This window comes from Nocardioides stalactiti, assembly GCF_014180715.1.
GTDB classification, from domain to species: domain Bacteria; phylum Actinomycetota; class Actinomycetes; order Propionibacteriales; family Nocardioidaceae; genus Nocardioides; species Nocardioides stalactiti.
Genome location: NZ_JACEFC010000115.1, coordinates 1 through 13,664, shown reverse-complemented (window position 1 = coordinate 13,664; position 13,664 = coordinate 1). Strand labels below are relative to the sequence as shown.

Here is a 13,664-nt window from a genome sequence, read left to right as displayed (position 1 = left end):
CGACCTCCCCGTCGCCGGCGGACTCGGTCTCGGTGACCCGGACCGGCCACCGCACCCCGACGTCCCCGATCGTCCGGACGTCGCCGCCGAGGCTGATCGCGACACCGCACCCGAGCGTGTCCGCAACCTCCTCGGCGACCAGGTCCGCAGCCCACGCCTTGGTGGTCGCCCCGAGGTCGAGCAGGCAGTCGGCGGGAAGCCGGACAGCGCCGTCGTCCCAACGGATCTCGCGCCAGTCCGCGATCGGCGGGCCGAGCGGCGGGACCGCGACCGGCGGCCGGTCGACCAGCCGAGCGAGGTCGACGTCGTACCCCCAGGTGACCAGGGCCCGGCCCACGCAGGGGTCGACCAGCCCGTCGGTCACTCGCGCCGCCTCCACCGCGACCCGGGTGGCCTCCACCAGCAGCGGGTCGACCTCCACCCACCGACCGGGAGCGGCGTTGAGCCTGGTCAGGTCGGAGTCCTCGCGGAACCGGCTGCAGGTCCGGTCCACCTCCGCGAGGACGCGCCGGGTCAGCGCCACGGCCTCGGGCAGCAGCCGGTCGTCGGTCACGCAGAGGCGGACGTAGGTGCTCCACACCCGCCACGTCCGCACGCCGTACCCCACCTCAGGACCCCGACGTCTGGGTCGGCGGCGGCTCGGGCGCGGGCGGCGGTGCCTGCGGGGCCGGTCGGGGACCCGACCTGCCGTTGTTGCCGCTCCGACCCTGGTTGCTGGACGGGCCGCTGTTCGGGCTTCCGTTGCTCGAGACGCTCGCGGGAGCGCTGACCTGTCCGCCGCCGACGGTGACGCGCACCACCCGGGTGACCACACGGGTGCGGACGGGACGCTCCTTCACCACGACCCGCGGTCGGCGTGGCCGAGCCCCCGCCGGTGCTGCGGTCGCGGCGCTCGCCTTCTGGGCGGAGTCCTGGGCCAGGTCGGCCTCGGCCATCCCGGTCAGCGCGCCGGTCGCGGCGGCCCCGCCGCAGGCGGCCAGGCCGGTGACGGCGGCCACCACCCATCGGAAGCGGTCCCGGCTCCGTGCGTCGTACGTCATGTCCATCCCCTCCGCTGGTCACTGGTCGAGATCGATGGTCGGTCGTCTCACCGCACGACGGCCTCAGCCGTTCCTCAAGAACACCTCAACTCCAAGCGCGCAGGGTTGAGGGAGGCTTGACGTCCTCGCGAGGCGCTCTTGTGCCGTCCGGCCCCACCGTGGCGGCATGAACATCACCAGCTTGGCCGTGGCAGCCGTCGGTGCAGNNNNGTGGCAGCCGTCGGTGCAGCCCCCGCCGTCACCACCGGATTCGTCTCCTACCAGGCGTTCGCGCCCGAGGAGACGGTCGCCGCCCAAGCGCCGGCGACCGGAGCACCACCGTCACGACCGGGGCGCGTCACGAAGTTCGCCCCGTGCCCCAAGGACACGGAGCTCCGAGGCGAGGTGTGCGTGCGCACCGAGGAGCGCACCGTCACCGAGTACGTCACCGCTCCGCCGGTCACGGTGCAGCAGGTGGCAGCGCCGTCCGGTCCCGGCGACCGGCGGGGGCCCGGACCGGACCGGACCACCGCCCGCGACGACTCCCCCTCCTTCGACGACTCCGAGGAAGAACCCGATGACGACGCAGGAAGCGACGACGACGACCGGGACGACCAGGACGACGACCGCGACGAGGACGACGACCGCGACGAGGACGACGACCGCGACGAGGACGACGACCGCGACGAGGACGACGACCGGGACGAGGACGACGACCGGGACGAGGACGACGACCGCGACGACGACTGAGTCAGGACATCGGCGGCGCGGCCGCCGGCAGCCGCACCACCACGGTGGTGCCGCCGTCGGACCGCAGGTCGAGCGTCCCGCCGATCGCGGCGACGGTCCGGCGCGCGATCTGGAGACCCAGCCCGGTCGAACCCGTCCGCTCGCCGACAGCCCGCGGCTGGATGCCGGGACCGGTATCGGCGACCTCGACGACCACATGGGCGTCGTCGGCGCTCATCGTGACCGCGATCGCCGCGTCCTCCGGCGTGTGGGCGAACACGTTGTCGAGCAGGACGTCGAAGACGTCGGTCAGATCGCCTGCGTCGACCACGACCGGGGCCGGCCCCGCGGTGAGGCGGACCTCAACCCTTCGTCCCTGGTCCTCGGCGAGCGCCGACCAGAACGCCATCCGGTCGGCGACGACCGCCCGGGCGTCACAGCCGGCCCTGATGGTGTGGCTCACCGGGCGGCGCGCATCTCGCACGATCGCGTCGACGGTGCGTTGGAGGTGGGCGACGTGACTCTGCAGCCGGTGCGCCAGCTCGGGCTCGGCGACCTGCTCGGCGTCCAGGCGCAAGGCGGTGACGGGGGTCCGCAGCCGATGGGAGAGGTCACCCACGGCCGCCCGCTCGGCCACCAGCAGCTCGCTGATCCGGTCGGCCAGCTCGTTGATCGCAGAGCCGAGGTCCACGGTCTCCGGCGGCCCCGACGGCTCGGCGCGCAGCTCGAGCTCGCCGTCGCTGAGACGGCGCGCGACGCGGGCCAGGTCGTTGACCGGTGTCGCGATTCGCCGAGCGAACCGGTCGGCGATGAGGATCGCCGCGACGATGAGCACCACACCGAGGAACCCGATCGCCAGCCAGGCACGCGTCACCCCGGCGGCGAGCTGGTCCTCGGAGACCTGTGCCCGCACGACGTAGGTCCCGTCGGCGGTGACGACCGGAGTCAGGATGGTGACGTCGTCGTCCTCGTCGGTGAACGCCTCGCCCTGCGCCGCACGGCGGACGTCCGGGTCGTCCTCGAGGCCGTCGACCCGGGCGCCGAGCACAGCGCCGTCCGGGGTCACGACGCTCGTCGTGGCGGCCATGGCGGAGGTGGCCGTCCCGACCACGTCGGAGAGGCCGGGATCACCGTGCAGCCCGGAGACGAGGAGCGCGACGTCGTCGGCATCGTCCTGGGCGTTGCTGACCGCCCGCTCGTGGGCGAGCGTCTGGACCAGCAGGCACAGCGGGATGACGAAGCCGAGGATGACCGCTGATGTGGTCGCCGCGACCAGCCAGCCGATCCGCCGCCTCATCCGACGCGACTCCCCGGTGGCTCCACGAGTCGTACGCCGACGCCGCGCACCGTGTGCAGGAAGCGCGGCTCCGCCGCGGTCTCGCCGAGCTTGCGGCGCAGCAGCGAGAGATGAACGTCGAGCGTGCGGTCGGCACCGCCGTACGGCTGCTGCCACACCTCCGCCAGCAGCTCGCGCTTGGTGACAACCTCACCGGCCCGCGACGCCAGCGCGAGGAGCAGGTCGAACTCGCGGCGCGCGAGGTCGAGCTCACGGCCGGCGACGCTCGCCGTCCGCCTGCGCGCGTCCACCTCCAGCTCCCCGACCCGGATCGGGCCACCGTCAGGAGCAGCAGCGGAGCGGCGCAGCACCGCGCGGATGCGGGCCGCGACCTGCTCGATCCCGAAGGGCTTCACGACGTAGTCGTCGGCGCCCGCGTCGAGGGTCGCCACGATCGATCGGTCGTCGTCCTGCGCCGTCACGACGATGACGGGCACGGCCGAGATCGCTCGGATCATCGAGAGAAGCTGTTCGCCCCCGATGTCGGGCAGACCGAGGTCCAGCACGACGACGTCGGGCGCGTCCTTGGCCACGAGCTCGAGAACCGGCAGCCCCGCAGGGAAGGACGTGACCGCATGACCGCGATCGGCGAGACCACTGACGAGGGCACGCCTGATCTCGGGATCGTCCTCCACCACGACCACGCTCGCCATGGGTCGAAGGTACGGGAACGGAGCCACGGTTGCCGGCAGCAGGGAGAATGGACGCGATGAGGAAAAGTTGGTGGATCGGCGCCCCGCTCGCCTGGGTCGTCGTCGTCGCGATGGTCGCTGTCCTGGCCTGGTCGGTCATCGACAGCGCGGGCGAGGGTGTGCTCACCGATGGCTCCAGCGACCCTGGGGTCCCGACCGGTTCGGTCGTCAGCGACGAACCGACCCCGCCGAGCGCATCCCCCAAGGACCGCCGCAGCGATCAACCGACCCGCACCGCCGGCTCCTCGGATCCCAGCACGACCCCCGACGGCCCGTCGTCCGAGGCACCACCGACGACCGCAGCACCGCCGACCACCGCAGCACCGCCGTCCTCCCCGACACCGCCTCCACCGCCACCGCCGTCCTCCACCGCGACCCAGGACCCGTCCCCGATCCGCCGGACCAGCACGTGGCAGGGCGAAGCCGGCTTCCTGAGGGTGTCCTGCTCCGGCGCGTCGATCCGGCTCGACGGCGCGAGTCCTAGCAACGGCTACCAGATCGAGAAGCGCGAGCACGGGGGCGGCGAGGAGATCGAGGTGAAGTTCCGCTCGGTGGACGGCGAACGGGAGACGAAGGTCGAGGCCCGTTGTGTCGGTGGTGCGCCGCGGTTCAGCGTCGAGACCGACAACGACTGACGGTGCCCGGAGGGCGCAGTCTCAGCGCTCGGCGTAGGACCTGCCGCGCTCCTCGCGCTCCCAGACCGGGTCGGTGGTGTCGGTGCCCTCGGCGCGCAGCTGGCGCTTGATGACCTTGTTGGTCGCCGTCGTCGGGACCTCGTCGGCGATCCGGACGTAGCGGGGCCAGGCCTTCGGCGAGAGGTCGGGCTGCTCGGCGAGGAAGGCCTCGAGGTCGGCCGGCCCGAGCTTCGCGTCGTCCCGCAGGACCAGGGTCACCATCAGCTGGTCGCCGACGTTGGCGTCGGGGACGGCGTAGACGCAGGCCTGGCTGATCGCGGGGTGGCGCAGGAGGAGCGCCTCGATCGGCGCGGCGGCGAGGTTCTCGCCGTCGACCCGGAGCCAGTCGTCGGTGCGGCCGGCGAGGTAGACGAAGCCGGCCTCGTCCCGGTAGCCGAGGTCGCCGGACCAGTACATGCCGCCGTCGAGACGGGCGGCGGTGGCGGCCTCGTCGTTGTAGTAGCCGCTGAAGAAGCCCGCACCCTGGGTGTTGACCAGCTCGCCGACGGCCTCGTCGAGGTTCGCGACCGCGCCGTGCTCGTCGAACACGGCGCGCGGGCACTCCGTCCGGGTCTCGCGGTCGTAGACCGCGACGCCGTCGAACGGCTGGCCGATCGAGCCGAGCGGGGTGTCGTCGGTCCGGGTGATGATGACCGCGGTCTCCGTCGAGCCGAAGCCGTCCCAGACGGTGCACCCGAACCGGCGCTCGAACTCCTTGATGTCACGGTCGGAGGCCTCGTTGCCGAAGGCGACGCGGAGGGTGTTGTCGGCGTCGTCGGGCTGCTCGGGCGTCGCGAGGACGTAGGCCAGCGGCTTTCCGACGTAGTTCATGTACGTCGCGCCGAACGAGCGGACGTCGGCCAGGAAGCGGGTCGCGCTGAACTTACGGGCCAGGGCGATCGTCGCGCCGCCGGAGAGCGCGACGGCGAACGACGCCATGATGGCGTTGGAGTGGAACAGCGGCATCGCGCAGTAGCAGACGTCCTCCGGTGTGATCGCGTACTTCTCCGACAGCACGCTGCCGGACATCACGACCATGAAGTTGCTGACCTGGACGGCCTTCGGCTCGCCGCTGGTGCCCGAGGTGAAGATCAGCATGAACGTGTCCATCGCGCCGACCTCGGCGAACCCGTCGACGTCGCGCGAGGCGGCGCCGGTCAGCTCGGCCCACTCGGCGCCGTCGGTGTCGACGACCCGCGCTCCCCCGAGGTCGAGACCGTCGAGCAGCGGCAGGTGCTCGGCGTCGGTGAGCAGGACCTGGCAGTCGGCCCGCCGGACATCGGCCGCGAGGGCCTCCCCGCGACGCGTCGCGTTGATGCCCGCCGTGACGTGGGCACCGACCGCTCCGGCCAGCAGCGCACGAACCAGCTCCGGGGTGTTCTCCATGAGCACGCCGACGTGGAGGGGCCGGTCGGGATCGGCCCACGACCGCAGCACCCGGGCCCGCGCGGCCGCGTCGCCGACGGTCTCGGCCCAGGTCCACGTGCGGTCCTCGAACGCGATCCCGACGGCGGTGCTGTCCGCGAGGGCGTGGACGAGCTGCTGGACGGTCTCAGGCATCGACGGTCTCCCGCTCGTTGGTCAGGTCCTTGGACAGGTGACGGGTCAGGAACGCCACCGCGTGGGACAGGGTCGACTCGTGCCACGGCTTGCCGGCGAACACGTCGAAGTGGTCGCAGGGGTAGTGCCGGACCTCGGCCTTGCCCTTGAAGGCCGCCTTCGCGGCGGCGTACGGCGGCGCGCTCTGGTCGAAGTCGGCGATCTGGACGAGCAGCGGGCACTGGAGGTGCGCTGCAGCAGCCTGCGGCTTGCGGCTGCCGAGCTCGAGGCCGACGTCGGCGGCGATCTCGTTGCGCCAGGTCGGTCCGGCGATGGCGAGGTAGTCCTCCAGCGCGCCGGGCAGGGTCATCGCGCCCACCTCACCCGGGCGCGCGACGATCGGCATCATCACGTGACTGCGGCCCGCGCGGGCCGACACCCGGCTGCGGATCCCGCGCCCGGTCGCCCGCAGGAGCTCGCCCGTGCTGTGCGTCGCCGTGGCGTGGCGCGCGGCGGCCAGCCCGTCGACCATCGGGACGACGGAGACGACCGCCGCCACGTCGGTGCGGTCGGCCGCGGCCCGGAGGACGTGGCCCCCCGCGAGGGAGACGCCCCACAGCACGATCCGCTGGGGGTCGACGCCCGGCAGCGTGGCGGCGCCGGCCATCGCGGCGCGGTAGTCGGCGAGCTGTGCCTCCAGCGAGACCACCTGCCGGGGCGACCCGCCGCTGCCACCGAACCCGCGGTAGTCGAAGAGGAGGACGTCGAGTCCTGCCGCGGCGAAGCCCTCGGCGAACGGCGCCAGCCCGGAGTCCTTGGTGCCACCGAGGCCGTGGGCCATGACGACGACCGGGCGACCGGCATCGGTGGCAAGGCCCTCGTGCGCGGCGACGTAGTGCCACGCCTCGCAGGTGGTGCCGTCGGAGACGAACGTGGTGGTGGCGGGGGTCATCGGGTGCTCCTGAGCTCGTCGGTAGGGCCGTCCGTGAGGCCGTCGGTGGTGCCGTAGATGGTGCGCAGCCAGACGCAGGCCAGCGCCTCGATGTGCTGCTCGCGCGGCGGACCGGAACCCACGGCGTGCCGTTCGAGGCCGTGGTTGTTGAGGTCGAGCAGGACCGCGGCGAGCGCGTGGGCGTCCGGGCCGGCTGCGGCACGGCCGGCGGCGCGCTCGGTCTCGATCATCCCGGCGATGACGCCGCCGAAGTCCGCGAGCCCGGCGTCCCACGTCCGGCGGACCTCGGGGCTGGAGCCGCGGGCGTCGAGCAGCGCGCGGTAGGTGTGCGGGCTGCTGTCGACGGAGTCGAAGAGCAGCGAGATCGCGCCTCGGATCCGTTCCTCCGGGTCGCCCTCGGCCTTGACCAGGATCTCGTTGGCCTCGGCCGCGGCGTCGTACAGGTCGGCCATCAGTGCCATCACGGCGAGCGGCTTGTTCTCGAAGTAGAAGTAGAAGGCCGATCGGGTCACGCCGGCCCGGCGTGAGATCTCCGCGACATTGATCTCGTCGAGCGACTGCTCGCGCAGCAGCTCGTCGAACGCCTGGAGCAGGCTGTCGCGGCGGGCGTCGCCCCGGTTGGGCCCCCGCCGGTCGACGAACCGGTTCCAGGCGCCCTCGGCGGGGTTCGGCGTCCCCGTGCTCATCGCCCGACGGCCTGCGCGGCAAGGGCGCGCTTGCGGCCGGCCGGGATCTCGCGGGCGCGGATGTCGTGCTCGTAGATGAAGTAGTCGACCTGCTGGGTGTGGCGCGGCGTCGCGAGCACGTGCCCGATGTACTTCGCCTCGTCCTCCTTGATGACCCGCTCCATGTCCGCGACCGACGGCAGCGCGTAGGCGCCGACGAGGTGCGCGGCGGCGAGCCGGGCCTGGGACTCCACGAACGGGAACAACGTCGGGGTGGCCTGCGCGAAGCCGACGAACGTGAGGTCGTCGACACCGGGCTTGTACATCCTCTTGTAGAGCGGGAGGTGGTTGTCCGGGGCGCTGAGGAAGTCGGGGTCGAAGAACGGGAACGTGATGTTGTAGCCCGTCGCCCACACGATGATGTCGAAGTCGTCGCTGGTGCCGTCGTCGAAGTGGACGGTGGACCCGTCGAGGCGGCTGACGTTCGGCTTCGGGGTGACGTCGCCCGACCCGAGCCGCAGCGGCAGCTCGACCGACTGGGTGGGGTGGGCCTCGAAGAACTTGTGGTTGGGCTCGGGCAGCCCGTAGAGCGCGCCGTTGGAGCCGTTGAACACCTGGCCCCACTGCATGATCTTGCGCTGCCAGGCCAGTGGCAGGTGCGGCGTCGTGCGATACATCGTGTCGGCCGGGCGACCACCGACGTACTTGGGGACGATCCACGCACCCGACCGGGTCGACAGCGTGACCTTGGTCTGGAGAGACTTGGAGGAGAGCTCGACGGCGATGTCGGCGGCGCTGTTGCCGATGCCGACGATGAGGATCCGCGCGCCGAAGAAGTCGTACGGCGTGCGCGGGTCGATGTAGTGGTGCGAGTGCAGGGTGACGCCGGTGAACTCACCGGGGAAATCCGGGTAGCGCGGGTCCCAGTGGTGGCCGTTGGCGACGACGAGGTGGTCGAAGTGCCGGGTGGCGCCCGCCTGGTCGGTGATCTCCCAGCCGCCGCCCTCGACGTGGTGCGCGCGCTGCACCCCGTTCTCGAACTCGATGTTCTCCCGCAGCCCGAACGCGTCGGCGTAGGAGTCGAGGTAGTCCTTGATCTGGGTGTGGTGCGGGAAGTCCGGGTAGTGGTCCGGCATCGGGAAGTCCCGGAAGGAGAGCCGCTCCTTGGACGTGTCGATGTGGAGCGAGCGATAGGCGCTGCTGTGCCCGTTGGGGTTGCCGAACGCCCAGTTGCCTCCGACCCGGTCAGAGGACTCGAAGCAGGTGTAGGGCACGCCGTAGTCGCCGAGCATCTTGCCGGTGGTGAGGCCGCTGATGCCGGCGCCGATGACAGCTGTGGTGGGGTTCACACGGCCTACCGTATGGGCTACGTTTGACACGTGTCAATCAATCCAGACAAGCGTCAAACTCCGGTCACCGTGGTGATCGGCGGTGCGTCCGGCATCGGCGAGGCCACCGTCCACGACCTGCGGGAGCACGGCCACACGGTGGTCGTCGCCGACCTCGCTCCCCCGGCTGATGGAAGCGACTACATCGCCGTCGACGTCGCCGACGAGGCCTCCGTCTCCGCTCTCTTCGACGCGGTCGTCGCCGAGCACGGCGGCTTCACCGGTGTCGTGAACTGCGCCGGCGTGAGCACGCTGAGCCCGGTCGTCGACCACGACGCCGCCGAGTTCCGGCGCGTCATCGACGTCTGCCTCACCGGGTCGTTCCTGGTGCTCAAGCACGGCGGCTCCCGGATCGACGACGGCGGCGCGATGCTCTCGATCTCCTCGCTCAACGCGCGCCAGCCCGGCACCGGGCTGGCGGCGTACTGCTCGGCGAAGGCCGGCCTGGTGATGCTCACCCAGGTCACCGCGCTCGAGCTCGCGCCCCGGCAGGTCCGGGTCAACGCGGTCTCCCCCGGCCTGGTCGTCACCCCGCTCACCCAGCCCGCGATGGACATTCCCGGCATCCGCGACGCCTACCTGGACAACACCCCGCTCGGCCGCAGCGGCGAGCCGTCGGAGATCGCGGCCCTGGCCCGCTTCCTGCTCTCCGACGACGCCCGCTGGATCACCGGCGAGAACGTCGACATCAACGGCGGCGCCCACCTGCAGCGCTACCCCGACCTGAACGGGATCATCATGAAGGCGTTCTCGTGAGCCGCGCCAAGGTGTTCCCTGCCGACTGGTACGACGGCAAGGTCGCCGTGGTGACCGGCGGCGGCTCCGGCATCGGGGCGGCCCTCGTCACTGCACTGCGCGGCGCGGGCGCGACCGCGATCGCCGCCGACCTCGAACCGCCCTCGGGCGACCCGGACGCCGTCAAGCTCGACGTCACCGACGCCGACGCGGTGCAGGCGCTGGTCGACGAGGTGGTCGCCGAGCACGGGCGCCTCGACCTGATGTTCAACAACGCCGGGATCAGCCTCATCGGCGAGACCCAGGACCTGAGCCTGGCCCAGTGGAACGCGATCATCGACGTCAACATCCGCGGTGTCGTCCACGGCGTCGCGGCGGCGTACCCGCAGATGATCCGGCAGGGCGGCGGCAACATCGTCAACACCGCCTCGGCCGGCGGCCTGATGGCGGCCGGGCTGCTCACGTCGTACGTCATGACGAAGCACGCCGTCGTCGGGCTCTCGCTCGCCCTGCGTTCCGAGGCGGTCGCCCACGGCGTCGGGGTCACCGCGATCTGCCCCGCGGCCGTCAACACCCCGATCCTCGACAAGGGAGAGATCGGCGACGTTCGCGGGCGCGACTTCTTCCTCAAGGGCCAGGGGATCCGCAAGCCGGTCGATCCCGACGCCCTCGCCGCGCGCGTGCTGGCCGCGGTGGTCGACGGGGAGGCGCTGGTCATCGAGCCGGTCCAGGCCCGGATCGCCCACCGCCTGTTCCGACTCGCGCCCGGGTTCACCGGCCGTGCGTCGATCCGGTTCGTGGCGAAGCAGCGCAGGATCGCGGCTCGCGGCTGAGGGACGGTCCCGCCGGGGAGTCACAGCGTCCCCACAGGCAGGTATGAGGCTCCTCCCAAGCCGGACCCCGAGGGTTCGGGGCATGGAACTGCTCTACGGCTACCTCGCCGACGTCGTCGCCATCACCGTCCTCTGCTTCGGGCTCTACTACCCGCGCCACCACCGGCGGGAGCTGGTCGTGGCGTTCCTCGGCGTCAACGTGGGCGTGCTGGCGGTGACGACCGCGCTCGTCCGCAGCGACGCCACCCTCGGGCTCGGGCTCGGGCTCTTCGGCGTGCTGTCGATCATCCGGCTCCGCTCGCTGGAGCTGGGCCAGCACGAGGTGGCGTACTACTTCTCGGCGCTGGCCCTCGGGCTGCTCGGCGGCCTCGGGTCGACGACCATCCCCCTGACGGTCGCCCTCATGGGCACGATCGTGGCCGCGCTCGCGGTTGCCGACAGCCCGCGGATGTTCCGGCGCGACCACCAGCAGCTGCTCCGCCTCGACGGCGCCTACCCGGTGCACGTGGACCTGATCACCGCGCTGGAACGGATCCTCCCGGGCACCGTGCGCAGCGCCACCGTGCAGCGGGTCGACCTCGTCGACGACACCACGCTCGTCGACGTGCGCTGGCGCGAGGAGGCCGCGACCGGGCCGACCGCGCCGAGCGCCGAGACGCTCACCCTGTCCGGGACTGCTCGATGACCGCCGCTGCGCTGAGCGCCGGGCCCGACCTGGAAGCGATCCCCGGCATCGGGCTCGACCAGCTGGTCGCGGAGGCCGCCCTGCTCACCCGCGTCGACCGCAAGTACGTCGTCCCGGCGGCGGCCCTGCCCGACCTGGTCGCCGACTTCGCGTCCCTGGAACCACGGATCCACGTCCTCGAGATCGGACAGCGGAAGCAGCACCGCTACGGGTCGACGTACTTCGACACCCCCGACCTCGACGCCTACTTCGGCGCTGCCCGGCGGCGACGCCACCGGTTCAAGGTACGCACCAGGGAGTACGTCGACACCGACGCCCGCTTCACCGAGGTGAAGACCAGCGGGCGCCGGGGCGCGACGGTCAAGACCCGCACCCCCCGGCTGCTCGGTGCGGCCGTCCTGACCGACGACGACGCCGGCTTCGTGCGGACCGAGCTGGACCGGACCGGCCACGCCGGGATCGACGTCTCCGCGCTGGTCCCCGTGCTGCGCACGTCCTACGCCCGCAGCACGCTGTGGCTGCCCTCCTGCGCAGCCAGGGTCACGATCGACACCGACCTCACCTGGTCGCTGGCCTGGACCGACCGCGCCACCCGGGTCCCGCGCCTCGCGGTGGTCGAGACCAAGTGCGCATCGGCTGCGACCGGCGTCGACCGGGTGCTGTGGCGGCGGGGCCACCGTCCGTCCCGGATCTCCAAGTACGGCGCCGGGATGGCGCTTCTCCTCGAGGACCTCCCGTCGCACCGCTGGCGCCGCGTCCTCGACACGCACCTGCGCCCGCACGCCACGACCCACCCCCTGCTCGGAGCGATCTCATGAACCCCTCCCCGTTCTCCCGTACCCGCCTGCGCCTGGCCGGGTGGTCCGCCGTCCTCGCCGTCGGCTCCACCTCGTTCACCGGCTGCAGCGCGCTCGCCGACGCGTTCGAGGGCAAGGACGACCCCGCGGTCGAGGCCGCGTCGGCCGCCGAGACCGTCTGGGACGACGCGGCCGTCCACGTGTTCTCCCTCGACATCGACGAGGACGCCTTCCAGGACATGGTGGCGACGTACGTCGACTCCCGCGAGAAGGAGTGGATCCGCGCCGACGTGACGATCGACGGCGAGACCTTCCGCGACGTCGGGGTGCGGCTCAAGGGCAACAGCTCGCTGGGCGGGGTCTCCGAGGACGCCGCCCCGGAGGACCTGCCCTGGCTCATCGACCTCGACAAGTACGTCGACGGCCAGTCGCTCGACGGCTCCGAGAGGTTCGTGGTCCGCTCCAACAGCAGCGAGACGTCGCTCAACGAGGCCGTCGCGCTCGACCTGCTCGAGGAGGCCGGGCTCGCCAGCGAGGAGGCGGTCCTCAGCCGCTTCTCGGTCAACGGGAGCGACGCCGTGCTGCGTCTGGTGGTGGAGGACCTCGACGACCGGTGGTTCGTGGAGCGCTTCTCCGTCGGCGGCACGCTCTACAAGTCCGAGGCGGGCGGCGACTGGTCCTACCGCGGCGACGACGCCGAGGCTTACGCCGACGCGTTCGACGTCGAGGCGGGCGAGGACGACTACGCCGCTCTCACCGCGTTCCTGCAGTGGATCGAGGAGGCGGCGGACGAGGAGTTCGCCGCGGAGCTCCCCGAGCGGCTCGACGTCGAGGCCTTCGCGACCTATCTCGCGTTCGAGGACCTGATCGGCAACTTCGACGACATCGACGGGCCGGGCAACAACTCCTACCTCGCCTGGGACGCCGTGGCCGGCCGGATGACCGTGGTCGCGTGGGACCACAACCTGGCGTTCGGCGGGGTGGGAGGCGGGATGCGCCGCGGTCCCGGTCCCGACGGCGAGCTGCCGGAGGGGGTCGAGCCGGGCGACCAGCTCGTGCTCCCGGAGGGGTTCGAGCCGCCCGAAGGACTCGAGCTGCCGGAGGGGTTCGAGCCGCCCGAAGGACTCGAGCTGCCGGAGGGGTTCGAGCCGCCGTCGGGCGGGATGATGGTCGGCCGCGGCGGGGCCAACCCGCTCGTCGAGCGGTTCCAGGCCGACGAGGAGCTCTCCGCGCTGTACGACGAGGCCGTCGTACGCCTCCAGGCCGAGCTGTACGACGACGGCACCGCCCAGGAGGTCCTCGACCGCTGGGTCGAGCTGATCGAGGAGGCGGCGAGCGACCTCGTCGACGCGGAGACGCTCGCCGAGGAGGCCGAGCAGGTGTCGTCGTACTTCGACGGCCACGCGCTCGAGGCGGAGTCGGAGCAGTCAGCCGGCTGACCCGAGGATCAGCTCGGCGCAGCGCTCGCCCACCATGATCGACGGCGCGTTGGTGTTGCCGCCCGTGATCGACGGCATCACCGAAGCGTCGGCGACACGCAGACCCTCGACCCCGAGGACCCGCAGCTGCGGGTCGACGACCGCGCGCTCGTCCGTGCCGATCCGGCAGGTGCCGACCGGG

At 72.1% G+C, this 13,664-nt stretch carries 16 protein-coding genes; 7 read left to right on the top strand and 9 right to left on the bottom strand.

Annotated elements, in window-relative coordinates; translation table 11 throughout:
* Together H0487_RS18500 and H0487_RS18495 are read right to left on the bottom strand one after the other, a co-directional pair.
* A partial coding sequence (locus tag H0487_RS18500; protein ID WP_183095705.1) for an FAD:protein FMN transferase occupies positions 1-595 on the bottom strand: 595 nt, incomplete at its 3' end.
* Between the two features lie 13 nt (positions 596-608).
* Positions 609-1,040 carry a hypothetical protein gene (locus tag H0487_RS18495; RefSeq protein ID WP_183095704.1) on the bottom strand — a complete coding sequence of 144 codons (432 nt, stop codon included), beginning with the start codon at positions 1,038-1,040 and terminating at the stop codon, positions 609-611.
* Between the two features lie 210 nt (positions 1,041-1,250).
* On the opposite strand from H0487_RS18495, the gene H0487_RS18490 reads away from it, so the two are divergent.
* Positions 1,251-1,769: a hypothetical protein gene (locus H0487_RS18490; RefSeq protein ID WP_183095703.1), complete on the top strand. Its 519-nt coding sequence runs from the start codon at positions 1,251-1,253 to the stop codon at positions 1,767-1,769.
* A gap of 1 nt (position 1,770) precedes the next feature.
* Here the strand turns inward: H0487_RS18490 and H0487_RS18485 are convergent, their stop codons facing one another.
* Both H0487_RS18485 and H0487_RS18480 read right to left on the bottom strand, forming a co-directional pair.
* On the bottom strand, positions 1,771-3,045 hold the full coding sequence (locus H0487_RS18485) for a sensor histidine kinase (RefSeq protein WP_183095702.1): 1,275 nt from the start codon (positions 3,043-3,045) through the stop codon (positions 1,771-1,773).
* Complete coding sequence (locus H0487_RS18480) at positions 3,042-3,737, bottom strand: response regulator transcription factor (protein WP_183095701.1); 696 nt, start codon at positions 3,735-3,737, stop codon at positions 3,042-3,044. Before H0487_RS18480 ends, H0487_RS18485 begins: the two co-directional genes overlap by 4 nt.
* Positions 3,738-3,793: 56 nt before the next feature.
* Between H0487_RS18480 and H0487_RS18475 the strand changes: the two genes are divergently transcribed.
* Positions 3,794-4,411 (top strand): hypothetical protein, encoded by a 618-nt coding sequence (locus tag H0487_RS18475; protein WP_183095700.1) that lies wholly within the window; start codon positions 3,794-3,796, stop codon positions 4,409-4,411.
* Positions 4,412-4,432: 21 nt separating this feature from the next.
* Here H0487_RS18475 and fadD1 read toward each other — a convergent pair whose 3' ends face one another.
* From fadD1 to H0487_RS18455, 4 genes are read right to left on the bottom strand one after another with little or no spacing between them, the layout of a single operon-like run.
* Positions 4,433-6,010, bottom strand: a complete 1,578-nt coding sequence (gene fadD1, locus H0487_RS18470) for a fatty-acid--CoA ligase FadD1 (RefSeq protein WP_183095699.1) — start codon at positions 6,008-6,010, stop codon at positions 4,433-4,435.
* Positions 6,003-6,941: an alpha/beta hydrolase gene (locus H0487_RS18465; protein ID WP_183095698.1), complete on the bottom strand. Its 939-nt coding sequence runs from the start codon at positions 6,939-6,941 to the stop codon at positions 6,003-6,005. The genes fadD1 and H0487_RS18465 overlap by 8 nt, the downstream gene beginning before the upstream one ends.
* Entirely contained in the window at positions 6,938-7,627 is a 690-nt protein-coding gene (locus H0487_RS18460; protein WP_183095697.1) for a TetR/AcrR family transcriptional regulator, read from the bottom strand. Before H0487_RS18460 ends, H0487_RS18465 begins: the two co-directional genes overlap by 4 nt.
* Entirely contained in the window at positions 7,624-8,955 is a 1,332-nt protein-coding gene (locus H0487_RS18455) for a flavin-containing monooxygenase (protein ID WP_220793563.1), read from the bottom strand. The genes H0487_RS18460 and H0487_RS18455 overlap by 4 nt, the downstream gene beginning before the upstream one ends.
* A gap of 30 nt (positions 8,956-8,985) precedes the next feature.
* On the opposite strand from H0487_RS18455, the gene H0487_RS18450 reads away from it, so the two are divergent.
* The 5 genes from H0487_RS18450 to H0487_RS18430 all read left to right on the top strand — a co-directional run bounded on the left by H0487_RS18450 (position 8,986) and on the right by H0487_RS18430 (position 13,483).
* Positions 8,986-9,750, top strand: coding sequence for an SDR family NAD(P)-dependent oxidoreductase (locus tag H0487_RS18450; protein WP_220793562.1), 765 nt, complete (start codon positions 8,986-8,988; stop codon positions 9,748-9,750).
* Entirely contained in the window at positions 9,747-10,562 is an 816-nt protein-coding gene (locus H0487_RS18445; protein WP_220793561.1) for an SDR family oxidoreductase, read from the top strand. The genes H0487_RS18450 and H0487_RS18445 overlap by 4 nt, the downstream gene beginning before the upstream one ends.
* A gap of 82 nt (positions 10,563-10,644) precedes the next feature.
* Complete coding sequence (locus tag H0487_RS18440) at positions 10,645-11,247, top strand: DUF4956 domain-containing protein (protein WP_183095696.1); 603 nt, start codon at positions 10,645-10,647, stop codon at positions 11,245-11,247.
* A complete protein-coding gene (locus H0487_RS18435; RefSeq protein WP_183095695.1) occupies positions 11,244-12,065 on the top strand; it encodes a polyphosphate polymerase domain-containing protein in 822 nt (273 codons plus the stop codon). The genes H0487_RS18440 and H0487_RS18435 overlap by 4 nt, the downstream gene beginning before the upstream one ends.
* The gene (locus H0487_RS18430) at positions 12,062-13,483 is read left to right on the top strand and encodes a CotH kinase family protein (protein ID WP_183095694.1); all 1,422 of its coding nucleotides are present in this window, start codon (positions 12,062-12,064) and stop codon (positions 13,481-13,483) included. The genes H0487_RS18435 and H0487_RS18430 overlap by 4 nt, the downstream gene beginning before the upstream one ends.
* Here the strand turns inward: H0487_RS18430 and H0487_RS18425 are convergent.
* The coding region (locus H0487_RS18425; RefSeq protein WP_246383830.1) for a GMC oxidoreductase at positions 13,472-13,664 on the bottom strand (193 nt) is incomplete at its 5' end. The two genes, H0487_RS18430 and H0487_RS18425, sit on opposite strands and share 12 nt — an antisense overlap.

Excerpts from the sequence above, each read along its gene's own strand:
- fadD1 (WP_183095699.1), bottom strand. The coding sequence starts at position 6,010 with ATGCCTGAGACCGTCCAGCAGCTCGTCCACGCCCTCGCGGACAGCACC.
- H0487_RS18430 (WP_183095694.1), top strand. The coding sequence starts at position 12,062 with ATGAACCCCTCCCCGTTCTCCCGTACCCGCCTGCGCCTGGCCGGGTGG.
- H0487_RS18435 (WP_183095695.1), top strand. The coding sequence starts at position 11,244 with ATGACCGCCGCTGCGCTGAGCGCCGGGCCCGACCTGGAAGCGATCCCC.
- H0487_RS18465 (WP_183095698.1), bottom strand. The coding sequence starts at position 6,941 with ATGACCCCCGCCACCACCACGTTCGTCTCCGACGGCACCACCTGCGAG.
- H0487_RS18460 (WP_183095697.1), bottom strand. The coding sequence starts at position 7,627 with ATGAGCACGGGGACGCCGAACCCCGCCGAGGGCGCCTGGAACCGGTTC.
- H0487_RS18495 (WP_183095704.1), bottom strand. The coding sequence starts at position 1,040 with ATGACGTACGACGCACGGAGCCGGGACCGCTTCCGATGGGTGGTGGCC.
- H0487_RS18480 (WP_183095701.1), bottom strand. The coding sequence starts at position 3,737 with ATGGCGAGCGTGGTCGTGGTGGAGGACGATCCCGAGATCAGGCGTGCC.
- H0487_RS18440 (WP_183095696.1), top strand. The coding sequence starts at position 10,645 with ATGGAACTGCTCTACGGCTACCTCGCCGACGTCGTCGCCATCACCGTC.
- H0487_RS18485 (WP_183095702.1), bottom strand. The coding sequence starts at position 3,045 with ATGAGGCGGCGGATCGGCTGGCTGGTCGCGGCGACCACATCAGCGGTC.
- H0487_RS18475 (WP_183095700.1), top strand. The coding sequence starts at position 3,794 with ATGAGGAAAAGTTGGTGGATCGGCGCCCCGCTCGCCTGGGTCGTCGTC.